Annotated in this window: 25 protein-coding genes; 10 read left to right on the plus strand and 15 right to left on the minus strand. The window is 42.4% G+C overall.

Annotated features, from left to right (window positions below):
• Nucleotides 1–8: 8 nt before the first annotated feature.
• From rpsF to ACPW7J_RS00310, 5 genes are all read right to left on the minus strand, one after another.
• A complete protein-coding gene (gene rpsF / locus ACPW7J_RS00290; protein ID WP_161874057.1) occupies nucleotides 9–296 on the minus strand; it encodes a 30S ribosomal protein S6 in 288 nt (95 codons plus the stop codon).
• Nucleotides 297–471: 175 nt separating this feature from the next.
• Nucleotides 472–1665 (minus strand): hypothetical protein, encoded by a 1194-nt coding sequence (locus ACPW7J_RS00295; protein ID WP_161874056.1) that lies wholly within the window; start codon nucleotides 1663–1665, stop codon nucleotides 472–474.
• A gap of 47 nt (nucleotides 1666–1712) precedes the next feature.
• Nucleotides 1713–2207, minus strand: coding sequence for an RNA polymerase sigma factor (locus ACPW7J_RS00300; RefSeq protein WP_425755793.1), 495 nt, complete (start codon nucleotides 2205–2207; stop codon nucleotides 1713–1715).
• A gap of 194 nt (nucleotides 2208–2401) precedes the next feature.
• Complete coding sequence (locus tag ACPW7J_RS00305) at nucleotides 2402–3322, minus strand: sugar phosphate nucleotidyltransferase (RefSeq protein ID WP_161874055.1); 921 nt, start codon at nucleotides 3320–3322, stop codon at nucleotides 2402–2404.
• Nucleotides 3323–3351: 29 nt separating this feature from the next.
• Nucleotides 3352–4290, minus strand: coding sequence for a LysR family transcriptional regulator (locus tag ACPW7J_RS00310; RefSeq protein ID WP_424960380.1), 939 nt, complete (start codon nucleotides 4288–4290; stop codon nucleotides 3352–3354).
• Nucleotides 4291–4457: 167 nt separating this feature from the next.
• On the opposite strand from ACPW7J_RS00310, the gene ACPW7J_RS00315 reads away from it, so the two are divergent.
• Nucleotides 4458–5630 (plus strand): M20 metallopeptidase family protein, encoded by a 1173-nt coding sequence (locus ACPW7J_RS00315; protein WP_425755796.1) that lies wholly within the window; start codon nucleotides 4458–4460, stop codon nucleotides 5628–5630.
• A gap of 28 nt (nucleotides 5631–5658) precedes the next feature.
• Nucleotides 5659–6894: a hypothetical protein gene (locus tag ACPW7J_RS00320; RefSeq protein ID WP_425755797.1), complete on the plus strand. Its 1236-nt coding sequence runs from the start codon at nucleotides 5659–5661 to the stop codon at nucleotides 6892–6894.
• Nucleotides 6895–6974: 80 nt separating this feature from the next.
• Here the strand turns inward: ACPW7J_RS00320 and ACPW7J_RS00325 are convergent, their stop codons facing one another.
• Nucleotides 6975–8210 carry an ATP-binding protein gene (locus ACPW7J_RS00325; RefSeq protein WP_425755799.1) on the minus strand — a complete coding sequence of 412 codons (1236 nt, stop codon included), beginning with the start codon at nucleotides 8208–8210 and terminating at the stop codon, nucleotides 6975–6977.
• A gap of 181 nt (nucleotides 8211–8391) precedes the next feature.
• Here ACPW7J_RS00325 and ACPW7J_RS00330 point away from each other — a divergent pair, with 181 nt between their 5' ends.
• The gene (locus ACPW7J_RS00330) at nucleotides 8392–8664 is read left to right on the plus strand and encodes a LysR family transcriptional regulator (protein ID WP_424960383.1); all 273 of its coding nucleotides are present in this window, start codon (nucleotides 8392–8394) and stop codon (nucleotides 8662–8664) included.
• 192 nt (nucleotides 8665–8856) lie between these two features.
• The gene (locus tag ACPW7J_RS00335) at nucleotides 8857–9405 is read left to right on the plus strand and encodes a DUF2148 domain-containing protein (RefSeq protein WP_161874049.1); all 549 of its coding nucleotides are present in this window, start codon (nucleotides 8857–8859) and stop codon (nucleotides 9403–9405) included.
• Nucleotides 9406–9802: 397 nt separating this feature from the next.
• On the opposite strand, the gene ACPW7J_RS00340 is transcribed toward ACPW7J_RS00335, so the two are convergent.
• The 5 genes from ACPW7J_RS00340 to ACPW7J_RS00360 are packed head-to-tail and all read right to left on the minus strand — an operon-like array spanning nucleotide 9803 to nucleotide 13462.
• On the minus strand, nucleotides 9803–10402 hold the full coding sequence (locus ACPW7J_RS00340; protein WP_425755801.1) for a flavin reductase: 600 nt from the start codon (nucleotides 10400–10402) through the stop codon (nucleotides 9803–9805).
• Nucleotides 10403–10405: 3 nt separating this feature from the next.
• On the minus strand, nucleotides 10406–11581 hold the full coding sequence (locus tag ACPW7J_RS00345; RefSeq protein WP_424960385.1) for a PucR family transcriptional regulator: 1176 nt from the start codon (nucleotides 11579–11581) through the stop codon (nucleotides 10406–10408).
• Between the two features lie 14 nt (nucleotides 11582–11595).
• Nucleotides 11596–12522 carry a cysteine synthase A gene (gene cysK / locus ACPW7J_RS00350; protein ID WP_161874046.1) on the minus strand — a complete coding sequence of 309 codons (927 nt, stop codon included), beginning with the start codon at nucleotides 12520–12522 and terminating at the stop codon, nucleotides 11596–11598.
• Nucleotides 12512–13150 (minus strand): phosphatase PAP2 family protein, encoded by a 639-nt coding sequence (locus ACPW7J_RS00355; RefSeq protein ID WP_161874045.1) that lies wholly within the window; start codon nucleotides 13148–13150, stop codon nucleotides 12512–12514. The genes cysK and ACPW7J_RS00355 overlap by 11 nt, the downstream gene beginning before the upstream one ends.
• A complete protein-coding gene (locus ACPW7J_RS00360) occupies nucleotides 13151–13462 on the minus strand; it encodes a YbjQ family protein (RefSeq protein WP_161874044.1) in 312 nt (103 codons plus the stop codon).
• Nucleotides 13463–13594: 132 nt separating this feature from the next.
• Between ACPW7J_RS00360 and ACPW7J_RS00365 the strand changes: the two genes are divergently transcribed.
• The 4 genes from ACPW7J_RS00365 to ACPW7J_RS00380 all read left to right on the plus strand — a co-directional run bounded on the left by ACPW7J_RS00365 (nucleotide 13595) and on the right by ACPW7J_RS00380 (nucleotide 15989).
• The gene (locus ACPW7J_RS00365) at nucleotides 13595–14362 is read left to right on the plus strand and encodes a lysophospholipid acyltransferase family protein (RefSeq protein WP_161874043.1); all 768 of its coding nucleotides are present in this window, start codon (nucleotides 13595–13597) and stop codon (nucleotides 14360–14362) included.
• Between the two features lie 5 nt (nucleotides 14363–14367).
• Nucleotides 14368–14679 (plus strand): thioredoxin, encoded by a 312-nt coding sequence (trxA, locus tag ACPW7J_RS00370; protein WP_161874042.1) that lies wholly within the window; start codon nucleotides 14368–14370, stop codon nucleotides 14677–14679.
• 181 nt (nucleotides 14680–14860) lie between these two features.
• Nucleotides 14861–15346: a sigma-70 family RNA polymerase sigma factor gene (locus ACPW7J_RS00375; protein ID WP_202623910.1), complete on the plus strand. Its 486-nt coding sequence runs from the start codon at nucleotides 14861–14863 to the stop codon at nucleotides 15344–15346.
• Nucleotides 15333–15989: a zf-HC2 domain-containing protein gene (locus ACPW7J_RS00380; RefSeq protein ID WP_425755806.1), complete on the plus strand. Its 657-nt coding sequence runs from the start codon at nucleotides 15333–15335 to the stop codon at nucleotides 15987–15989. The genes ACPW7J_RS00375 and ACPW7J_RS00380 overlap by 14 nt, the downstream gene beginning before the upstream one ends.
• 210 nt (nucleotides 15990–16199) lie before the next feature.
• On the opposite strand, the gene ACPW7J_RS00385 is transcribed toward ACPW7J_RS00380, so the two are convergent.
• Together ACPW7J_RS00385 and ACPW7J_RS00390 are read right to left on the minus strand one after the other, a co-directional pair.
• A complete protein-coding gene (locus tag ACPW7J_RS00385; protein ID WP_425755319.1) occupies nucleotides 16200–17441 on the minus strand; it encodes an IS256 family transposase in 1242 nt (413 codons plus the stop codon).
• A gap of 124 nt (nucleotides 17442–17565) precedes the next feature.
• The gene (locus ACPW7J_RS00390) at nucleotides 17566–18696 is read right to left on the minus strand and encodes a PepSY domain-containing protein (protein ID WP_425755808.1); all 1131 of its coding nucleotides are present in this window, start codon (nucleotides 18694–18696) and stop codon (nucleotides 17566–17568) included.
• 169 nt (nucleotides 18697–18865) lie between these two features.
• Here ACPW7J_RS00390 and ACPW7J_RS00395 point away from each other — a divergent pair, with 169 nt between their 5' ends.
• Both ACPW7J_RS00395 and ACPW7J_RS00400 read left to right on the plus strand, forming a co-directional pair.
• Nucleotides 18866–19546: a response regulator transcription factor gene (locus tag ACPW7J_RS00395; protein WP_425755810.1), complete on the plus strand. Its 681-nt coding sequence runs from the start codon at nucleotides 18866–18868 to the stop codon at nucleotides 19544–19546.
• 3 nt (nucleotides 19547–19549) lie between these two features.
• Entirely contained in the window at nucleotides 19550–20923 is a 1374-nt protein-coding gene (locus ACPW7J_RS00400; RefSeq protein ID WP_425755812.1) for a HAMP domain-containing sensor histidine kinase, read from the plus strand.
• A gap of 38 nt (nucleotides 20924–20961) precedes the next feature.
• Here ACPW7J_RS00400 and ACPW7J_RS00405 read toward each other — a convergent pair whose 3' ends face one another.
• Nucleotides 20962–21696: a sigma-70 family RNA polymerase sigma factor gene (locus tag ACPW7J_RS00405; protein WP_161874037.1), complete on the minus strand. Its 735-nt coding sequence runs from the start codon at nucleotides 21694–21696 to the stop codon at nucleotides 20962–20964.
• Nucleotides 21693–22091, minus strand: coding sequence for an ATP-binding protein (locus ACPW7J_RS00410; RefSeq protein WP_425755814.1), 399 nt, complete (start codon nucleotides 22089–22091; stop codon nucleotides 21693–21695). Before ACPW7J_RS00410 ends, ACPW7J_RS00405 begins: the two co-directional genes overlap by 4 nt.
• Between the last annotated feature and the right edge of the window lie 19 nt (nucleotides 22092–22110).

Raw genomic sequence — 22110 nt, forward strand, 5'->3', positions numbered from 1 at the left:
CCCCATTCCTATTTCGCTTCTTTACAAACGATGATGTGTCTCATAACGTCGTCTGAGATCTTCAGTCTTCTGTCAAGCTCCTTCGGTAATTCCGGGCTCGCAGAGAAGTCGATAACTACGTAGTAGCCCTCGCTTTTCTTCTCGATCGGATATGCAAGCTTTCTCATTCCCCAAGCGTCGACTTTTTCGACTTCTCCCTCAGCAGCGATGACTGCCTTTACTTTTTCGATGGTAGCTTCTCTCTTCTCATCTTCTAAAGTAGGGTTGATAATGAACATAACTTCATACTTTTTCATTTGTTTCACCTCCCTATGGACTAAATGGCGTAAGATAAACTTACGCAGAGAACCGCATGATTTTGTCTATTTGAAAATCATGCCTTATTAGTATATCATAAATCCTTAAAAATGCAAGATTTTTTTGAACATCATATACAGTAAACCAACTAAAAAATTTTATATTTCCCCACAGCTACATCACATAGCTCTCTGCATTGACAAGCTTGGTCGATTTTATCTTATCCAGCAGATTAAATTCTTTGCTGCTTCCGATCCGGCCTACATCCTCGCTGACAATCGCAACAGCGCTTTCCTGTTCCGGACTGCATATCACACTGCCACAGTCACAAAGAGTCAGCTTTTCCAAAATATCCTCCGGCTTCACGGCGCTGTCGACGACCACCTTTAACACATCACAAATCTCAATACCCTCCGGGCAATGATCCAAGAGCGTCTGATCAACTTTGACCCTCAACTTGTCTGACAATAATCGCCCGCCTTTTATTACCTTCAACTCCTTATATATCGCACCTATTTTCAAAAAATCCTCTTTCTGAGCCTTCGTCACAGTTACCGTTCCCATCACCTCCAGCCTATCTATTTTCTCTGCCAGAGATCCCATATCAGCCGTCCGATCAGCTGTAAGGTCTCCATATACAAAGAGGTTGCCGCCGTGTTCCTGAAGCAGAATATCGTTCAGCTCCGCGTCTCCATAGATCAGTTTCATCCCCTCCGGCACTACCACGTATTCTGTCTGCAGATCAAAGATGGCAGCAGAATCCTCTACTACGCATTCCGGCAGAACCAGCTTCGGAGTTGCAATCCGAACCTGCTTTTCTATGAGCTTTTTCAAGTCTGTAGACTCATCACAAATAACGGTTTCACTGCTGACATAATACCGTCCTTCCTGTTCCGCACGCAGAGTGAAAAGTCTGTCTATCATAAGCGTCTCTCCCAGCACAGTATATCCGTCCGGGTACAACTCTGTCACGCCGTTAATCTGGATTTTATTCAAAAACCCATTCAGACTCTTTGGTATCTGCAGAGAACCCGCAACCAGAATCATTTTGTAAGCTTTAAGCGCATTCTCAGCTCCCGCTTCCACCTTCAAACAACCATTCACCACCAGCAAGCTATTCTCCTGCACTGCCGCGGACGCTGTGATCTCAAAATCCCCGTTTACAACATTTGCCTGCACATCTTCATCGGCAAGTTCGACAGTAATACCGCAGTTTTGGATTATCGGCAGTCTCTCAAGTATTTCCTTGCTGCGGCTTCCGACCAGCAATACTTCTGCATTGATGATAACAGACTCATAATCCTTATACGCTTCCTCCTGCATTTTTCTTGTGTCACATATGCAGCTGTTGATAATCAAATTTTTCATTTACATATTCTCCCTTCTCGTATCATTTCTGCTCTTTGAATTTCCGCTTATCTATCACCGATCACTTGACGAAGACGCTTTCTGGCTTCATGGAGCTTTGCCCGTATAGTGCCTGCCGGCATATGCAGCATAGTTCCAATCTGTCCGGAAGTATACCCATGCAGATACCGGAGAACAAAGATGTATCTCTCCAGCTTTGGGAGATGCGTCAGCAGTTCTCCCCATTCCACCATGAACATTTCTTCTGATATTTCCGAATCCGCTTGCGTCTCCGGAAATCTGTCTACTGTCATTTCCCACTTTCCACGGCGAACGTGGTCAATATACAGGTTTTTCACCGTTTGGTAAAGCCATGCCCGCTGCTGGCTCTCGGAAAGCTCTTTAAAAATTTCTTCGTGGAGCAGCGCTCGAAGAAATGCTTCCTGCACCAGTTCCTCTGCCGTCCGCTGGTCGCCGGTCATGTTCCGGCACCATCGGATCAACTGTATATGCAGCGCCTCGTACAACTGTTCCATCAGCTTTTCGGTATATTCCTCTGTCATTGCTTTTTCCTTTCCCGGATCTTTGCCTGTTATTTATCCTTATATTTATATAACGAACCACCAGCGCAAAGTGTTGGAAAAAACTTTGCACAAAAAATCAAAAAATCGGTAGAATACCTTTTACATAGTAGTCTACCGAATGGAATCATCACAATACTTCCTCCTGCTGCAGCTCAAAGATTGTTCCTGACTTTCTATTTCCATAGCTTATCAGGATACAACCCCTTATCTTTCATAGACTGTAATGCGTCTACCACGCCCTGTTTATCCTCTTTATAGGTAACGCCATACCACTTGTCATGGGACTGCAGCACTTTTACGGCGGCCTTATCCTCTTTGATTAGCTGATCTACCACACCCGGAAGGAAATACTCGCCCTTAAGCGGGTTTTCTGCAAGCGCTTTGTCCAAAAAAGCCGGAAACCGCGTTTCCATCTCACGTACAAACGACTGCGTAAATCCCCAAAAATTCATAGAAACTGTGGTTTCCTCCGCAAGCGGCGTCCAAGTTTCCCCTTCATCCTCTGTATAAGCAATTCCATTGCCATGATACATAATTTTTGTACGCTCCGTAATATCCGAAAGCTGTCCATCCGCACCGATTTCACAAACACCTCGCGCCACATGTCCGTTCTCTGTTAAAGTCTTCGCAAGCTGATATCCAACCATACAGTAACGATATTTTTCATCATCTTTTGCATGCTGAAGATAATCATAGATCGTCTGGAAAGCGCCTGGTCCATAATAATCGTCCGCGTTGATTACCGCAAAAGGGCCGTTGATCAAATGACGTGCGCTGAGCACAGCATGACATGTCCCCCACGGTTTTACTCGACCCTCCGGGATCTGATAGCCTTCCGGAATATCAGAAAGCTCCTGAAAAGCATATTCCGTCTTCATATATTTTCCGGCCCTTCCATCAATTAGAGCGCGGAAATCTACTTCATTTTCCCTTTTAATAATAAAAATTACTTTCTCAAAGCCTGCCATCATAGCGTCATAAAGAGAAAAATCAAGAATAATCTCTCCCTTATCGCTGATTGGATCAATCTGCTTAAGCCCCCCGTAACGGCTTCCCATACCGGCAGCCATAATAATCAAAATCGGTTTATCCATACCTTCCTCCTTCGAACGCGTATCCGTATTTAATACAGGATATCGTTATATTTAAATTTCAATTCTTTGGTTTCATTTAAACTATGAATTCCGTTTATTATACTATCGACAAAAGCTCTGTAAATACCCGTAGGCTCTTTATCCTTCGGATAAACCAAATACGTATTGTATTCAATCGGCATTTCAAGGGGAATTGCTGTAATTTTGTCGCTGATAATCTTGGCCGCTGTAGATTCGGTAGCAAAGGTAATACCTTCGTCGCTGGCAATCATATTGAGCAGTAAATCTCTGTCAAAAGTATTTTCAAGAACAACGTGAAAATCTGCATTTCTTTCCACATATATCTTATGAAAATCTTCATACAAATTGGTGGTTTTCTCCCCTGACAGCAGCGGTAGACAGTTTAAATCTGACGCTGAGATGGTGCGGTGAGACGCGATCGGATTGTCCCTGCTGATGATAACCATTAGCTCCTCTTTAATTAACGGAATATAGTTTAAATCATCAATCTTATCCTCAGGGCGCAGCTTTACAAGGGCAAAATCCAAAGTGCCTTTTTTCAGATCCTCATAGGCACAATAATTATCAGAAATTCTTATTGTGCCGACGACATTGGTGTTTGCTTTATAAAAATTTCTCACAATCTCAGACACCCCGACTGTCCACGAAAATGGAAAAACCGCAACGTTTATTACAGCCTTCTCCGCTTCTTCATTTTCATTAAACTCCTTCATAAGTACGTCAATAGCATCCACAACCCTCTTGGCATATTTGCAAAATCGTTCACCATCCGCCGTCAGGTAAATATTGTGGTGATCTCTTACAAAGAGAGTGGCATTTAATTCCGACTCAAGGGCTCCGATCTGCTGTGAGATGTTGGACTGCGTGATATATAAGGCCTGTGCCGCTTTCGTAAAATTCTTCTGTTTTGCAACCTCCAGCACGTAATAAATCTGTCTGATTTCCATGATATCACCCCTCCGGCTTTCTTCGCAAATATACGGGTCATTATTCTCACTAATGATAATGATTATAACCTTTAATTTCCCATTTTTCAATAAAAACATTACAATCAATCATGTAAAACGATAGAAAACAGTACTGCAAAATCGTTTGAGAAGGAGGGGTTATCGCATTGGAACTATTCAATAAAACCAATGAAATTCTTGAAGATATTGTAAAAATAAGACGCAATCTTCATAAAAATCCCGAATTGGGATATGAAGTCATTCAAACATCTACTCTGGTAAAAAGTGAACTTTCCATCTATGGTGTTGACGAAATCCTCTGCCCAGGTAAAAATGCCGTCATCGGTGTAATCAAAGGTAAAAAAGGCGCGGGAAAGTGTATCGGTCTACGATGTGACATGGATGCACTTCCGGTGGTGGAAAATACAGGACTTTCATTTTGTAGCGTGAATCGCGGCATCATGCATGCCTGCGGACACGATCTGCACACTGCGATGATGCTTGGAATCGCAAAAATTCTGTGCGATATGCGAGATCAGTTTTCCGGCGCCGTGAAAGTAATCTTTGAGCCGGGCGAGGAAACACAGCCTGGCGGCGCCCTTGGAATCATTGAGTCCAGCAGGATAGATGATGTCGATGCATTTCTTGCAACCCATGTCATTCCTACTGAAAGCGATGTAGGCTTAATCGGCTTGAAAAAAGGTTCTGTAACAACCTCTGCTGACGAGGTGAGAATCACCATTCACGGAAAAAGCGGTCACGGCTCACAGCCGCAAAACGCAAACGACGCTATTCTGGCCGCTTCACAGGTGAATGTACTCCTGCAGCAGATTCAGGCAAGAAACATCAGTCCGTTGGATACCTGTATTTTGTCTATGAACACGATTCAGGGAGGAGCGGCAGTAAATATTATAGCTGATGAATGCACCATGGCTGGCGCGTTGCGCGCGTATACGCAGGAAGCGCGCACCACAGCAACCGAAAAGATTTACGATATCTGTAAAGGTGTACAAATGCTTTCCGGCTGCAGCATAGACGCGGATGTAAAGCTGGGCTACGACGCCTGCTGTAACGATGAAGCTCTGGTTGACTTGATCATGGATACTTTGGATGAGAACAACTATTATCTGCTTAAAGAGCCTATGGCCTTCAGCGAAGATTACAGCTTCTTCGGCACAAAAACCGGAAAACCGGCTGTCCTTATGTTTCTGAATGCAGGCCATGCGCCTGGAATGAAAGCTTCCGTTCTCCACAGTCCGGACTGCACCTTTAACGAGGATGCAATGCAATATGGAATGGCGGCTATGATCAAAATCGCACTTGCGTTTCTAAAAAAATAAAACTCAATAATAAAAGAAAGGAGCAATTATGGTACTTTATAATGCTTTTCTAGCGGTCGTCATCGTTGGTATCGCCTATGTGATCGGTGAATGGGTATCCACAATCACACGGGCATGGGTTCCTTCCGTACTGGTAACCGCAATCATTTTCTTAATCGGTTTTTGGACTGTCATTCCTAAGACGGTATCTGAAGATTCAGGTCTTGCATCCTTTGCAGGCACCATCGGCGTATTGATGTTCATCACCCATATCGGAACTGTTATCAGCTTGAAACAGCTGGTGGAACAGTGGAAAACCGTAGTTGTCTGTCTGGTTGGTCTTATCGGCATGGTCGTACTGTGCTGGTTCATCTGCCCGATCATCATGGACAAGAATCTGGTAATCGCAGGACTTCCGCCTCTTACGGGAGGTATCGTTGCCGCACTAACCATGCAGGGGGCTGCAGAGGCTGCAGGATTAAAAGAAGCTGCCGTATTTGCAATCGCCATGTACAGTGTGCAGGGCCTTGCAGGATATCCTATCACTGCCTTGTGTTTGCATTCCGAAGGTAGAAAGCTTTTGAAAGAATGGCGCTCTGGCAATCTGAACCTTTCACAGGAAGAAATCGATAAGATGAAAACCGTCGGTCTTACTACTATCGCCGATGACAGCGATACGAAAAAGTTAATTCCGCCAATTCCCGATAAATTCAACACCCCTGTTTTCATTATCGCGAAACTGGCTCTCAGCGTATGGATTTCCAGTATTGTCGGACAGCTGATTCCACAGATTCCTACGATCGTTTGGTGCCTGATTATTTCAGTTATCCTGACGAGAATTGGTTTCCTTGATACAAGCTCAATGACGAGAGCAAATACATACACCATCTTCATGTTCGCGGCAATGTTAAGCGTATTCTCCGGTCTTGCCGACTGTACGCCGCATATGCTAAAGACATTGATCGTCCCAATGCTGATTATGATCGTAATCGGTGTTGCCGGCATGGCGCTTGCTGCTTTCATCATTGCGAAGCTATTCCACATGGACTTCCAACTGGCATTCGCAAACGGTCTTACCGCCTTGTACGGATTTCCTTGCGACGCGATTATCACTGAAAACACCTGCAATTCTCTGACTGATGATCCGGACGAAAGAGGATATTTAATGAGCAAAATGTTCCCTTCCATGGTCGTTGGAGGATTTGTCACAGTTACCATTACATCCGTAATCTTTGCTGGCTACTTCGCAACACTGCTGGGCGGCGGCGGAATCACAATTTCCTAGTCGAAATAAAATCAAATTAAAACAGAGGTGAAAGATCCTCTGTTTTTTATTTGTATTACTTGTAAAAATCCTTATATTTATCAAATATACCACACCGGCAGCTTTAGAATATTCTCCCGCAGCGCACCGGGTATCGGGCAGAGACAAATAATTGCCCCCATTCCTCTTTTTTTATCCGGAATTTGATCTAAAACAGTAAATGCGCTAGTTTGATCAGCAGATACAGATGTTCCTTTTTTTACTTCAATTGGATATAGGATTCCATTTTCCTCGATAATAAGATCAATTTCACTTTCTGCGCCTTTTTTCTTATCCTTTCCTCGATAATAAGACACGCAGTATCGATAATCAATTCCTCGATTTGAATAGGATTTCAATATTTCTGAAATAACAAAGGTCTCAAAAAAAGCGCCGCTCATTGCTCCGTTGGCAAGTGTCTCCGGTGTCAACCATCTCGTAAGATATGCAGCAAGTCCTGTATCCCTGAAATAGACTTTTGGTGTTTTGATTGCTCGCTTTAGAACGGAAGAAGTAAATGGCTCCAGAAGATAGACTATTCCAGAGGCCTCCAATATAGAAATCCATCTCTTTATTGTAGTCTGATCCTTTCCTACTTCATCCGCTATGTTTGCATAATTCAAAATCTGTCCGGTTCTTGCTGCTACCGCTACCATAAACTTTCTAAAATCATTTAAATTCTGTACAGCAGAGAGTTTCCGGACATCTCGTTCCAAATAGGTTTTTATATAGCTGGAAAAAAAAGCTGACCATTCTACTTCTGGATTCTGCAATTCTGGATAACTGCCTCTATGAATGATTTCCCATATATTCTCGAAGGCGGCGGCAGTTTTGCTTCTCTCCTGTACATACGCCATAGTTGGAACAAATGGCAGATTAAATGAATCACCTTTCATTTCGCGCATAGATAAACCCGCCAGCTCTATAATACTGACACGTCCCGATAATGATTCTGATGCACCTTCCATTAGCTCCAGAGGTTGAGATCCCGATAAACAAAACTGTCCCCGCATCTGGGTTTCATCACATTTTAACTTAATATAACGAAAAAGCTCCGGCACCCGCTGTACCTCATCATAAATAACAGGCGGCGTATTCAGCATCATAAACATATGGGGCTGTTCCTTTGCCTGTTCCTCAATAAAGGGATCATCCATGGGAACATATTTCTTTTCGGGAAATAGCTTCTTCAGCATAGTAGATTTTCCAGTCTGCCTTGCCCCTGTTACCAGCATACATTTAAAAGTTTTTTCTGATTGTAAAATAGTTTCCTCAATGGCTCTACTCAAATACTCCATAATCGACTCCTTTCGACTAATCTAGTATTTAATCCTAGATTAGTCACATCATATCACCAATCTATTGCTCTGTCAAATACTTTGAAATATTTTCCTAAAGCAAAAACACATCCTTTTTTTGTAGATATTTCCACTGATTTTATGATATGATAGAAAAAGGAAACAGAAACGGAAGGTTCTTATGACGCTGCTTCAAATCCAATACGCGCTTTCCTGCTTTCATACCGGCTCAATTTCTAAAGCCGCGCAGGAAAACTATACCTCTGTAGCAAATTTAAGCAAAGCATTAAAGGCTCTGGAAAGTGAACTGAATTACGCGCTGTTTTTCCGCAGTCACAGCGGTCTTGTTCCCACAAAAAAGGGGAGAAATTTCTGGAACACGCTAAATCAGCTACAATCCGCCGTCGTCCAATCCAGCAGTACAGCTGGATTTTTCCCATTACCGCTATTTTGATTTGGACGCCATCAACCCTGACAAACTGATAGTAGGATAAAAGTTAATTCCCCTCTACCAATTTGTTAAACCTTATGATGGGAAAGGCATCGCCTGCGTGTTTATCGTAAGTTTTTTTCGCCGTGCCTTGTGAAAAAAGGTCTAGTTAGCTATAATACTATTATCTTAGTAAAAACAAAGGAGGAACCTATCATGATAAAAACAATGGATCAGGCAGAAAGAGATGCGGCGCTGCGTGTCGCAGATTTGATGGCTGCCGCAGCCAGAACCGCTCCAAAGGGAAGCGGAAAGGACAAAGTCATAACCATAATTCTCACAGGAGAGGACAAAGCAGCGCTGGTAAAAGAAATGCACCAGGCGGCAACTGAGTATAAAGAAGATTTTATTGAGCGAGATGCATTTAATGTAGAAAGCAGCCATTGCGTCGTGCTGATCGGCGTTACAAGTCAGCCTTTTGGCCTTGCAAACTGCAAAATGTGCGGTTTTGAAAACTGCGCAGAAATGAAAAAGGCCGGCGCTAACTGCGCTTTCAATATTACAGATTTAGGAATTGCCGTCGGCTCTGCCGTTTCCGTAGCCGCCGATCACCGTATCGATAACCGTGTTATGTACTCTGCAGGCCGAGGCGCCGTCAGAATGGGGATCTTCCCTGAGGACGTACGCGTATGCTGCGGAATCCCACTCTATACAGGATCTAAGAGTATTTTCTTTGACCGCGGTCCAGGCAGCGTCCTGTTATAAATATTTATCAAAAGATATCTGTCAGACGCCGCCCTTACGTCTGGCGTTATGACCTTCCGGACTTTAGGACAACAAAAAAACCCCTTCGGGGGTCTTGTACGAAATAAGCATCTTTGGGAAACCTTTTCTCTGTTTGGATTTTGGATTTATTAAGTGTAGGATTTTATTTCATTTTTAGGACTTTATTATGGATAGAAAACATTTCCCAAAGGTGTCTTATTCATAATCTATGATTACATTTTAGCAAAATCGCATGAATATGTCTTTGTATTATTTCCTAAAAATTTAGCACTTTTTTTGTTTTCTATACAAATCCCGACTGAATACAATAAATTTGTGAATCATGCACACTTTTTCCCAAAACTCCCCTTTGTTTTTGAAGAAATAATCCAAAATTTTAGCCTATTGGCTCAAAGTCTTCAGCCCCATGCTTACATAATGGACAAACAAAATCCTTAGGCAAGGTTTCTCCTGTATAAACATACCCACAAATCTTACATACATATCCCTTTGTCTTCGGCTGCTCAGGCTTTGGCTTAATATGATCAAAATAATATTGATACGTCACAGACGGAACGTCGGAAAGTACCTCCTCTTCTACAACGCTGCCGATAAACATCATATGTGTTCCCAGATCGACTGTTTGATTCACTTCCACAGCTATAAAAGCGTTAACGCCCTTCGTCAAATACAATAGTCCGCTTTCGGCTCTCTTTGCATTGGCATAATCCGAAAACTTATCCGTGTCTCTTCCGCTTTGAAAACCGAAATGACGAAAAGTATCAAAATCTACCTCCTGACTTAAAAAAGACAGACCAAATTTTCCTGTACGCTGAATCATCTCACAAGTGTAATTGCTCTTATTTACACAAACCGAAACCTGCTTCGGCTCTGAAGTCACCTGTATAGCAGTATTGATAATACAGCCGTTATCTTTGTCATCCTCTCGGGCTGTTAACACAAACAGACCATAGCTGAACTTGAACATTGCGCTCATTCTTTATTCCTCCTTTTTTTCATTTGTAAGCAAATATATCTTTACGGCAACTGCCAGATTCAGATAAAACTCCTTTTCGTTGGAACAAGGATCTAACTTCTCCTGCAGCTTACCAATACGATAGCGAATCGTATTTTTGTGACAATACAGGTGTTCTGCCGCCTTTACTGCGTCACCCTTTGCCAAAACATACTCAATTGCCGTATGCAGCAGCTCTCCATCTTTTTCTTCCTCATCAAACAACGGAGCAAAGAAATTTTGTACATAGCGCCGCATCGGTGTAGTATGTATGTAAGATACAATCAACTGATAAATTCCCAAATCACGATAATATCTTTTACGATCACCTTCAATTTCCGCAACCTTCTGCGCCCAATACGCTTCTCTTATGGCTTCGTCAAAACGGTCGTCTAACCGCCGTGGATTGCTCAACCCCATAACCAATTCTCTGTCTATCAGCCCATAGGAAATAAGCACGTCCTCTAAAAGCGTTTCAAACCGTTCTTTCTGATTATCGTCCAAAGATAAGATAACGACAAAAAGATCTTCATATTTTCCTACAAAGGTTTTGCTGCGCAGCTTTTCATCCGGTCTGCTTCGCCGGATTTTGGCGTTGATCTGATTTCCCCGTAATTCCTTGTCTCGAATAAACAGTACCGTCACCAAAGGCCGTAACAGGGGATTCATTCTCTCATGCGCATCCGCCGCTTCCTCCTCCGTAAACTTTCTGCCCAGCATTTCCCTGATCAAAGGCTCTGTCTGTCCAAGGATATTATCCTGCTCTGTCAAGCTTCGAATGCTAAAAATAATATCTTCAAAAAATTCATCACGGCCAAACTCCAGTACCGGAAACTTCATCCTCTCCGCGTAATCAAGCGCCTCCTGCGGAAGCTTCTCAAAAAAGACCGGTTTATACGCCATAGCCTGAACGTCCTGGCTGATGAGTTTTTTCAAGGTTTGTAAGATCAATTCCGGTTTGTCCTTAGCAAAGAGCAGACTGGTCAAAACGATGCTGTTACCTAAAAAACCCCGCTGCCTGTAAGCAATACCCTCGTCCATAAACTCAAAATCTAAAATTTCCGTCAGACTGACAGTTCGACTCAAGCCCTTGCTTCCTGCTACAATTTTAAAATCCTGCATAATTTCCATATTCAAAAGATCGCCGATGGTTACTGCCATATCCGTCTCCTTCTCTACGCGTCAAAAAGTACTGTGGACAAATACCGCTCCCCGGAATCCGGCAGAATTGCCACGATATTTTTACCCTTGTTCTCCTGCCTCTTACCCAACTGAACTGCAGCCCATAATGCTGCTCCCGATGTAATCCCACACAGATAGCCTTCCTTGCGCGCGACCAAGCGAGCCAGCATATAAGCGTCTTCCTCACAGACTGTTACAATTTCATCAATAACGGTTCTGTCCAAAACCTCTGGTACAAAGTTGGCTCCGATACCCTGCAGGTTATGACTTCCCGTTCTTCCCTCCGAAAGTAAAGGCGATCCAGCCGGTTCTACCGCGATAATCTGTATACTTTCGTTACGGTCTTTCAAATACCTTCCGCATCCAGTTATCGTGCCTCCGGTGCCGACCCCGGCGACCAAAATGTCCACCTTTCCTTCAAGGTCATCCCAGATTTCCGGTCCGGTTGTGTCAATATGCGCCTGTGCATTAGCAGGATTTACGAATTGTCCGGCAATAATGCTTCCTGGTATATCCTTATGCAATTCCTCCGCCTTATCCACGCTACCCTGCATGCCCTTAGCTCCGTCTGTGAGCACCACCTCGGCTCCGTAAGCAGCCAACAACTTTCGCCGTTCCAAACTCATTGTCTCTGGCAAAACAAATATAGCCCGATAACCCTTTGCCGCCGCAAGCGCAGCAAGACCAATACCTGTGTTACCACTGGTAGGCTCGATGATAACGCCGCCTTCTTTCAGAAGCCCTCGATCTTCAGCAGCTTTGATCATGGACATAGCCGCCCGATCCTTAATACTGCCCGCCGGATTAAACGCTTCCAGCTTTGCATACAGGCATGCTGCACAGCCCTCGCCTTCCTCAATCCTGTGCATGCGCATCAATGGCGTTCTGCCAATGGTTTGTGTAATAGAATCATAAATCATGATTTTTACCCCCAGTCTTCTCATATATTAAAGTGCAGACGAGCAGGAATGCCAATCCCAGGCTCCAACCGCCCAAAACGTCTGTAGGGAAATGCACGCCCACATAAATCCGGCTGCATCCGATAGCTAAAATCAGCAGAGCCAGCAATACGGTCAGCAGATCAGCCGCTCGCTTATTTTTACAATGGCGTCGTACTAAATAGATCAAAATACCATAGCACACCATGCAGTTCATAGAATGTCCACTGGGAAAAGACCAGCCGCTCTCCTGAATAATCCGCACCGCGAGATCAGGTCGAGGCCGTGCAAAAACGGATTTCATGCACTTGTAAATCACTGTTGACGCCGCGGAAAATGAGACGAAGGGCAACCCGTACCGCAATCTGCTTTCTGGCAAAATCAACAGAATCAATGCAAGAATTACTACAGTCTGCCAATTTCCCAGATAAGTTATCGCGATGACAATCTTATTAAGAACAGGGCCTCTCTGGTTATATGCCCATTCTCTGACTACAGTATCAAAAGCCAAAATATCATGGGTGGAAATCTCCCATGCAAGATAGGCGAAGCATAACAATGCTCCGCCTATAAGCAAATATCTAATTCTGTTTTGACGGTTTTCTCTCATCTATTTAAATTTTACTGCTGTTCCGTATGCAATGACTTCAGCCGCGCCCTGCATGATAGCGGCAGAGGAGAATTTTACGTTAATAACAGCATCCGCGCCTAAGCTTTCCGCTTCGTCCACCATTCTCTTTGTCGCAATCTGTCTTGCTTCCTGCAGCATTTCCGTATATCCCTTCAGCTCTCCGCCTACCAGGGTTTTAAAGCTCGCGCCAATATCCTTACCCAAATTCTTAGACTGTACTACGTTTCCTTTCACCAGTCCGATTACATCAAATTCCTGTCCCGGAATATGGTCAATATTGATCAGTTTCATTTTCATACCTCCTTATTTTATCAATTCTTTTGAACTTTCATACTTATTATACCTTTTTTCTGTAGATATTTCCACTGGTTTTATGGTATATTATAAGAGAGAAAGTTTTTGTTTGAACATAGGAGGCATATAGTGAAATTACTAAGAAATATTCCTAACGGCATTAAGCTGTTTCGTTCTGTAAGTATATTTAATTACTACTTAAAAGATTTGGAAGCTCTGCGAGCCAGTGGGCAAGGAGAGAAAGAACGAGAATTGATCGCGTATGCCACCGGTCTGTGGGTTGATAAGGTTATCGATATCTTTGATCTGACAGTCAACGTATCTGGAAAAGAAAATATTCCGGCTGATGGTCCATGCGTATTTATTGCTAATCACCAGGGATACGCGGATATCGTCGTACTATTTAAAGCTGCAGAAGGTCGGCAGATCGGATTTATTGCCAAAGACAGTTTGCAGAAGGTTCCGTATTTCGGTAAATGGATACAAGCTATTCGCGGCGTTTTCATCAAAAGGGGAGACGCGCGTGAAGCCTTAAAATCCATACAGGACGGTGTTCAAACATTAAAGGAAGGCTATTCTCTGGTCATTTTCCCGGAAGGAACGAGAAGCCGCAGTACTGCTATGGGACACTTTAAAGCCGGTAGCTTTAAACTGGCTACCAAGGCAAAAGTTCCAATTGTACCAATTACGATTAACGGTACGCGCCATATGTTCGAAGATCGGGGCGTGATCACAGGAGGGGCTACGGTGGATATCCTGATCCATCCATCCATCGATACCGCATCCTTGGATCGGCATGAGACAGCGAATATTGTCCACCAGGTTGAAGATACTATCAGAAAGGGTCTCGATAAGCTGATCGAGGTTGAAAACGCGAGAGTGCAAAAGGAGGAGTAGAGACTATGACGATTCACGTAACACAGGACACCTTTCAAAAAGAAGTTCTAGAATCTGATGTACCGGTATTGGTAGATTTTTGGGCGCCTTGGTGTGGGCATTGCCTTCATCTGGCTCCAACAATTGATGAGATTGCAGAGGATTTTGCAGGAAAGGTAAAGGTCTGCAAAGTCAACACCGATGAAAACCAAGAGCTTGCCATACAATATGGCATTATGAGTATCCCAGTATGTGCAAAATTTGAGGGCGGAGAAATTGTAGCCAAGATCATTGGCGCACTGCCAAAATCCGCTTTGGTTCAGCAGCTGGGGCTGTAGAATTAACTGAATAAACTATCAACGAGCTGCTGTATCAATGAAAAACTGATATAGCAGCTTTTCACTTTGAGATATTTCCTACTGCTTCTCTCATTTTTTTAAAAACCTGTAACGAAATCTGTCTTTCAGCGATATATGTCTGAAAGCGCTTTTGAAGGGGAGGTGATATACAGTGCTGGATATGGACGAAACTTACCGTAAATACAGCCGCTACGTGTTCAAATATTTGATGACTTTGTGTTTGGAGGAATATACGGCAGAAGAATTAACGCAGGAAACATTCTATCAGGCTGTGCGAAAAGCACATACCTTTAACGGTTCCTGCAATGTTTCAACCTGGCTCTGTCAGATCGCCAAGCACCTGTGGTATCAAGAACTATCACGCCGGAATCACTTTGGACAAAATTCTACAGACAAAGAGCGCCCGTCCGAGGTCTCTCCGCCAGATGAACTGACTGATATGCGCGAAACAAAAATTCAAATATTTCAAAAAATCCACTTATTATCAGATCCGGAAAGAGAGGTTATGCTCTTGCGTCTCACCGGCGCATTTTCCTTTAAGGAAATCGGCGAAGTTATGGGCAGAAGTGAGAACTGGGCTCGGGTAACCTTTTTTAGATCTAAACAGAAAATTATGAAAGGTACAGGTGAAAATGATGAAATGTGAAATAATTAGAGACTTACTTCCCAGCTATATAGAAAAACTGACCAGCGCCGAAAGCAATGAGGAAATCGAAGAACATCTCAAATCCTGTGCAGACTGTAAAGCCTGTCTCTCTGAAATGTGCGCTGATGTAAACGATCCGCAAATCAAAGCTATATTAGAAAAAAATGAGACAGAAATAAAACCATTTCTGAAGCTGAAACGAAGAACTGGAAAAATCGTCGCGGCGACTGTCTTAATCTGTATTTTGTTCTCTGGGGGCCTCTTTGCATATTCCAATATGACCTGGACGCCGTCCAGCAGCGATGTGGATATCGTCTACGAAAAAAATGGCGACATCGCGGATCTCATCGTTATACCAAAGAAAAATAATACGAATCTTGCTATCAGCATTGAAGGCTCTGCCCGATGCGGCGTAGATTCTTTAGCCACGTTAGAGGCAAATCATACAGGATTTTTTTCAAAGAATCCACGTGTTAACGCTTACTTCAGCTATACATTTATCGACAAGAATACGGTATACGGTCTGGATGGCAAGCCTTATACTTTGAAAGACGATGATATATTGAAGATACAATTTAAGGATAAAACCTTAGAATACAGGATAAAAGATCTATACGACGGCAAAACGCTTAACCTGGACTGACGTCTTTGTCCGGCCAAATAAATAAAGTGTGTGATTAAAGATTCACACGAGACTGTGAAAAAAAGTCTGTAAATTACCTTCTATGGTAATTTGAAACTATGAAACCTTTGAAATTTCAATAGTTCTTAGTTGAAAATAATATAATACATGTTTTTAGCCATGTCAAGGACTCCTTTCTCTGAAGGAGTCCTTGCATGCTTTTATTTTGTATTAAACAGGAAAACGATCCCCATACATGATGGAAAATTCTCCATAAACTTTACCCCAGTTTCTTAAAGACTGTGTCCATTTCTTCGTTGCTTGTAAGGTTGCAAGATACAGTGATTTCAATAGTGCCTTGTCGTTTGGGAATACTGTGCGCTGCCGATTCAATTTCTTGTAGGTACTGTTCAGACTTTCGATGGCATTCGTCGTATAAATCACCTTTCTCACATCTATAGAGAATTTGAAGATGGGCGTTAATACATCCCAGTTCTTCTCCCAGCTCTTCATCGCGTTTGGATATTTATCATTCCACTTTTCTGTTACAATTTGCAATGCTTCATATCCTTGTTTCTCATCCGGTGCCAGATAGATTGATTTCAAATCTCCGGCAAAAGCTTTCATATCTTTGTAGGACACATATTTCAGCGTATTGCGTATTTGGTGTACAATGCATCTTTGATACTCCGTATCCGGATAGGCTGCTTGAATTGCTTCTTTGATCCCGCTAAGTCCATCTGCACAGATGACCATGATATCCTTGACTCCTCGATTTTTTAGGCTGTTTAGTACACCTAGCCAGTATTTGCTGCTCTCATTCTCTCCAATTTCAAGATGAATGACATCTTTCATCCCGTCCAGAGTATATCCTAAGATTACATAAGCTGCCAGTTTTCTAATCTGATTATCTTCCCTGACTGAAAAATGTACCGCATCAATGAAAATGATTGGGTAGATTTCGTCTAGAGGGCGTTTCTGCCAGTCATCAATTTCCTGCAGAATCTTATCTGTTACATCAGAGATAAAACCTTCACTACATTCGAATCCATAGATTTCTTCAATCTGTTCTGAGATTTGTCTTGTGGTAAGCCCTCTTGCATACATGCTGATGATTTTCTGATCAATCTCAGAGATATCCTTTTGACGCTTTTTTACTACCTGTGGTTCGAACGTACTGTTCCTGTCTTGTGGTACACTGATTTCAAACTCTCCATAGTTACTGCGTACTTTTTTAGATTTTGTACCATTGCGGTAATTATCGCTGTCACTGCGTTCATAGTTACCGTAGCCGAGATGTTCATCCATTTCAGCTTCCATCATGGATTTGATGGTGCCACCTAATAGGTCTTTTAAGGCCTCCTGAATATCATCTGCTGTTTCGATGTCGTATTCTTCCAGTAATGCTGCAATGATGTTCTTTTTTCCTTCTGTCAGTGGTTTTACCTTGTATACTTCCTTTTTCTTTGCCATTTTAAAAAGCCTCCTATGATAATTTGATTTTACCATAGAAGGCCTTTTTCTTTTACCTATTTACAGACTTTTTTTCACAGTCTCGATTCACACACTTTATTTGTATTATACCATAATCTTGATTTTAATCATCCCAATCATCATCGTCGTCATCGTCATCCCAGTCGTCGTCCCAATCATCATCATCGTCATCATCGATACGCTCTTTATCCCAATCAATGATAACGCCAGATGACGCATTGATCTCAAACTCATATTCATAACCGTTCAGGATTGCTTCACCTTCATAGATGTAAATACCGTCATCCTTTTCCAGCTTTAACTTCGTAATTGTCGCGCCAGGAATCTTTGCTAAAACGATAGACTTTGCCTTTTCATAGGAAATTCTGTTGGAACTGCTTCCTGAATTACTAGAATTCCCGGTATTTCCAGAATTGCTGCCATTACCGCCGGTAGTACCCGGTTTTACGATTTCGCCATCGTCATGATCGTCATCATAATCAAAATAACTGTCATGCTCATTTTCCAAGGTTACCTTACCGGTTTCTGGATCAACGATATAATCGTATTCGATATGATCCTTGATCAATTCAACCTCGTAGATATACTTGCCATGCTCCTTTTCCAGATCGATATCCTTTACGAAACCTCCTCCAGCAGCTTTGATGACTAACTTTTCAACTTCATCATAAGACAGAAACTTACTCGTATCTCCAGGCTGATTCTTATCATCTGTCGGAATAGTCACTGCCGTTCCATATTTCACTGTACTCTCCAGAATTACGCCGGTTTCCGGATGTACCTCAGCATCGCCATAAAATTCGTTGGACTTAAAATCCGCTTCATACTCATACAGTCCATTGTCTTTCTTTAATGATACGGAAACACTTGTCACGCCGGAAAACTTTTTCTTAATGATCTCTTTGACTTCCTTCTCTGTAAGCTTGACAGTTTTACCTCCTCTATCATTATCTTTCTGAGATTCAACCTTTTTTACTTTTCGCGTATCCTTGTGAACCTCTACTTCGAAGCCTTCTGCCTCTGCGTCGTCGTGGAACATTACCTCATATTTATTTTCTTCTTCCTCACTGGTAATGAACTTTGCTGAAGCAGGAACATACTTTTTCGCGATTTCTTTTGCTTCATCCAAAGTCAACGCTTGCGAAAAAGTAGTAGATACTACGACAGCTCCGACAACGATGACTGCTATTACAGCAGCAATGATGCCATTTCTCTTTGTAAATATCCTATCCATTCCTCATCCTCCTATTTTTTTGCACAGCCAGATACAGCCGTTAATTTATTATTTGTAGTTTATGTCTAAAGAATAGATGTAAAAAATGAAAATAAAATGAAAAACTCATTGAAATTTCATTTTTTTGAGATATTATTAAATTAAACCAAAAGAAAAAGGGGAGATGATTATGAAACTGCTTATTGTAGAAGATAAAAAAAGCATCTGTCAGACTGTAGCAAAGCATCTGAAAGATGAAGGCTATACAGTAGACGCATGCGGAAATGGAGAGGACGCTCTCGCATATATCGACGGTACAGAATACGATGCGATCATTTTGGACATCATGCTGCCTGGTATAGACGGCATCACGGTTCTTAAGACCATTCGAAGCAGAAAACAAAAAACACCTGTACTCCTTCTCACGGCAAAAACTTCTGTTGAGGATAGAGTAAACGGCCTGGACAGCGGCGCTGATGATTATTTGACAAAACCTTTCAGCCTGGAGGAACTTTCTGCTCGCATACGAGTTATGATCCGACGCGGCGGTATAGAGCGTGTCGATAATACATTGTCCGCAGGCCCTTTGCTCTTAGACACAAATAAGAAAACTGCTATACGAGACGGCAATGAAATTCCGCTGACAGCAAAAGAATATGCTATTCTCGAATATTTACTCCACAATAAAGGCATCGTCCTTTCCCGAGATAAAATTATGCATCATATATGGAACTATGACTATGAGGGAAGCAGCAATATTATCGACGTGTACATTCGTACTTTGCGAAAAAAAATTGATGCAGATTACGATCAAAAGGTAATCCAGACAGTTCGCGGCATCGGCTACGTAATCAAAGATGAGGTACTATAACTTATGAAGATGAAAAACACTTCTATTAAAACTCGTGTAACACTCTATTATGCCGCAGTGCTGATTCTCATTACTCTGATCCTATTTACGGCCTTTTATTTTACTGCCGTCAGACAGATGAACGTCGTGTCTCGGGACACAGTAATGAAGGCAGTACAGAACACCTTTGACGATATTGAGGCAGGAGACGGCTTTATTGAGATCGACAGCGATTTTGATGCCTACCGCAAAGGTGTAACACTGCTTGTTTACAGCGAATCTGGTAAAGTAATTAAAGGAACTATTCCGAAAAATTTTCCTGCTCAAACTCCCCTGGAAGCAGGAAACTACGAAGAAATTACAGGGGAAGATGACGTATGGCTGGTCTATGATCTTTACAACACCTATGAAAATGGAGAGGGGATATGGGTTCGAGGAATCTATGCTATGGATAATGCCATGCAAACCTTTCATGCTGTGATTTGGATCATGCTCATCGCTCTGCCAGCTATCCTTCTTCTGGCCATCCTCGCAGGTCGCCATATCACACGGCAAGCATTCACTCCTGTCTCCAAAATTACAGAAACAGCCAATTCTATCAACAGTGGCCGAGATCTCTCAAAACGGCTTCCGCAAGGAGAAAGCAAGGACGAGCTTTACGATTTAACAGAGACACTGAATCTGATGATCGGCAGATTAGAAGAAGCCTTTCAGGCAGAAAAACAATTTTCTTCTGACGTTTCTCATGAATTAAAAACACCCGTTGCAGTCATCATGGCCGAATGTGAATATACTTTGCAAAAAATACGCCGGCCAGAAGAGTATCAGGAATCTCTGATGACAATCCAAAGCCAATGCCGAAGGACAATATCTTTGATTCAGCAATTGCTACAGTTGACCAGAACCATCGACAAAGATAGATCCGTTGAAAAGGAAGCCTTTAATCTATCGATTTTATGTGAGAGTATTGCCGAGGAAATATCGGTTTTAGCTGCAGAAAAGGGAATCACTATGAAAACAGATATACAAGCTGACGTCAATCTGACAGGTGATGAAACTCTCATTATGCGCATGATTCTGAACCTGTTGACTAATGGAATTAAATACAGCAAAAATTCAAATACGGACGAAGAAGACTGCTGGGTTTCCCTTCGTTTAAAAGAGAAAAATAACAGAATCATCATTGATGTGGAAGATAACGGCATCGGCATCAAAGAAGAAGAACTAGAAAATATCTTCCACAGATTTTACAAGGTTGACAAATCCAGAGCAGGTGAAGATGACAGCTTTGGTCTGGGACTTTCTATGGTCAGATGGATTGCGCAGGCACATGGAGGGATTGTCTCCGTACAAAGCTCCTTCGGCAAGGGCAGCCGCTTTACTGTAGAATTGCCGTAAGACCATAGCAATAATTTGCCAGAACGACATCCCTCCGATTATTTATTTAGTTCAGCTCTGAACTGACTTATAATATTCTTTTCTGCGCGAGAAATCGTCATCTGTGATACGCCCAGAGTTTTCGCAATTTCCGCCTGAGAACGATTGTAGAGAAATCTTTCTTTAAATATATAACGGAATTGATCGTTGAATCCCTCCATTACTTTTTGAATGATCTCTAACGTCTCAATCCGTTCATACCCTTTTTCATCAAATCCAGTATACCTTTCCAGAAAAAGATTCTCTCCGTCTTCTCCAATATCATCAAAGGTTTTATCCAGAGAATAGGTACCATAAGCCTGTGCGCTTTCCATCGCTTCTACAATCTGTTCCTGGGTAAAACCAGTGACGGCGGCAATTTCCTCTACTGTAGGTTTTCTATGGCGCTCTGTATACAGCTGATCCTTCGTTTCCTGCACCTTCGCAGCAATTTCCTTCAGACGGCGGGGCACTTTCAGACTCCACTGTTTATCGCGGAAATATTTCTTAATTTCTCCTAATATAGTAGGCGTAGCAAAAGAGCTGAACTCAAACCCTTTATTCGGATCAAACCGTTCTACGGCAGAAACCAGCGCTAAAGCGCCTACCTGATAAAGATCGTCGTATTCGACCCCTTTACCCAGATATTTTCGGATAAGAATGTCAACCATATATAAATGTTTCTCTACAATTTCATTGCGTAATTGTATGCTGGGATCTTTTTTATATCTGAAAAACAAATCCTGATCTGTCATAAAAATTTCACCATTCTTATGGACTTATGTCCGTCTTCTTCTTTTCCAAAAGTAACTTCATTCATCAGAGACTGGATGACAAAGATTCCTAATTCTCCTTCCTTCGGGCAGTTCTGACAAGGTTTCGCCAATTTCTGCAGAGTATGCTCGTCACAATCATCTTTAATGATAATCTCTATTCTTCCTTTTTCCACATTGCACTGCAACTCGTATTTATCAGAAAACCCATCAAATCCATGACAGGATACATTTTTACACGCCTCAGAAACAGCTGTCTTTATATCCTCGCAGGCATCCAGATCAAATCCGGCTGTGGTAGCAATTGATCCGATAGCAAGCCTTATCATTGTTAAATATTCAGGCTTTCCCGGTATAATAAACTGTAAATTATCCATATATTTTCATTCCTTTCAT

This window comes from Ihubacter sp. rT4E-8 (assembly GCF_049852125.1).
GTDB lineage: Bacteria > Bacillota > Clostridia > Peptostreptococcales > Anaerovoracaceae > Senimuribacter.

What these genes read in the sequence shown, in the direction of transcription:
- rpsF (WP_161874057.1), bottom strand. Translation starts at nt 296, where the DNA reads ATGAAAAAGTATGAAGTTATGTTCATTATCAACCCTACTTTAGAAGAT.
- ACPW7J_RS00295 (WP_161874056.1), bottom strand. Translation starts at nt 1,665, where the DNA reads ATGAAAAATTTGATTATCAACAGCTGCATATGTGACACAAGAAAAATG.
- ACPW7J_RS00300 (WP_425755793.1), bottom strand. Translation starts at nt 2,207, where the DNA reads ATGACAGAGGAATATACCGAAAAGCTGATGGAACAGTTGTACGAGGCG.
- ACPW7J_RS00305 (WP_161874055.1), bottom strand. Translation starts at nt 3,322, where the DNA reads ATGGATAAACCGATTTTGATTATTATGGCTGCCGGTATGGGAAGCCGT.
- ACPW7J_RS00310 (WP_424960380.1), bottom strand. Translation starts at nt 4,290, where the DNA reads ATGGAAATCAGACAGATTTATTACGTGCTGGAGGTTGCAAAACAGAAG.
- ACPW7J_RS00320 (WP_425755797.1), top strand. Translation starts at nt 5,659, where the DNA reads ATGGTACTTTATAATGCTTTTCTAGCGGTCGTCATCGTTGGTATCGCC.
- ACPW7J_RS00325 (WP_425755799.1), bottom strand. Translation starts at nt 8,210, where the DNA reads ATGGAGTATTTGAGTAGAGCCATTGAGGAAACTATTTTACAATCAGAA.
- ACPW7J_RS00330 (WP_424960383.1), top strand. Translation starts at nt 8,392, where the DNA reads ATGACGCTGCTTCAAATCCAATACGCGCTTTCCTGCTTTCATACCGGC.
- ACPW7J_RS00335 (WP_161874049.1), top strand. Translation starts at nt 8,857, where the DNA reads ATGATAAAAACAATGGATCAGGCAGAAAGAGATGCGGCGCTGCGTGTC.
- ACPW7J_RS00340 (WP_425755801.1), bottom strand. Translation starts at nt 10,402, where the DNA reads ATGAGCGCAATGTTCAAGTTCAGCTATGGTCTGTTTGTGTTAACAGCC.
- ACPW7J_RS00345 (WP_424960385.1), bottom strand. Translation starts at nt 11,581, where the DNA reads ATGGCAGTAACCATCGGCGATCTTTTGAATATGGAAATTATGCAGGAT.
- cysK (WP_161874046.1), bottom strand. Translation starts at nt 12,522, where the DNA reads ATGATTTATGATTCTATTACACAAACCATTGGCAGAACGCCATTGATG.
- ACPW7J_RS00355 (WP_161874045.1), bottom strand. Translation starts at nt 13,150, where the DNA reads ATGAGAGAAAACCGTCAAAACAGAATTAGATATTTGCTTATAGGCGGA.
- ACPW7J_RS00360 (WP_161874044.1), bottom strand. Translation starts at nt 13,462, where the DNA reads ATGAAACTGATCAATATTGACCATATTCCGGGACAGGAATTTGATGTA.
- trxA (WP_161874042.1), top strand. Translation starts at nt 14,368, where the DNA reads ATGACGATTCACGTAACACAGGACACCTTTCAAAAAGAAGTTCTAGAA.
- ACPW7J_RS00375 (WP_202623910.1), top strand. Translation starts at nt 14,861, where the DNA reads ATGGACGAAACTTACCGTAAATACAGCCGCTACGTGTTCAAATATTTG.
- ACPW7J_RS00380 (WP_425755806.1), top strand. Translation starts at nt 15,333, where the DNA reads ATGATGAAATGTGAAATAATTAGAGACTTACTTCCCAGCTATATAGAA.
- ACPW7J_RS00385 (WP_425755319.1), bottom strand. Translation starts at nt 17,441, where the DNA reads ATGGCAAAGAAAAAGGAAGTATACAAGGTAAAACCACTGACAGAAGGA.
- ACPW7J_RS00390 (WP_425755808.1), bottom strand. Translation starts at nt 18,696, where the DNA reads ATGGATAGGATATTTACAAAGAGAAATGGCATCATTGCTGCTGTAATA.
- ACPW7J_RS00395 (WP_425755810.1), top strand. Translation starts at nt 18,866, where the DNA reads ATGAAACTGCTTATTGTAGAAGATAAAAAAAGCATCTGTCAGACTGTA.
- ACPW7J_RS00400 (WP_425755812.1), top strand. Translation starts at nt 19,550, where the DNA reads ATGAAGATGAAAAACACTTCTATTAAAACTCGTGTAACACTCTATTAT.
- ACPW7J_RS00405 (WP_161874037.1), bottom strand. Translation starts at nt 21,696, where the DNA reads ATGACAGATCAGGATTTGTTTTTCAGATATAAAAAAGATCCCAGCATA.
- ACPW7J_RS00410 (WP_425755814.1), bottom strand. Translation starts at nt 22,091, where the DNA reads ATGGATAATTTACAGTTTATTATACCGGGAAAGCCTGAATATTTAACA.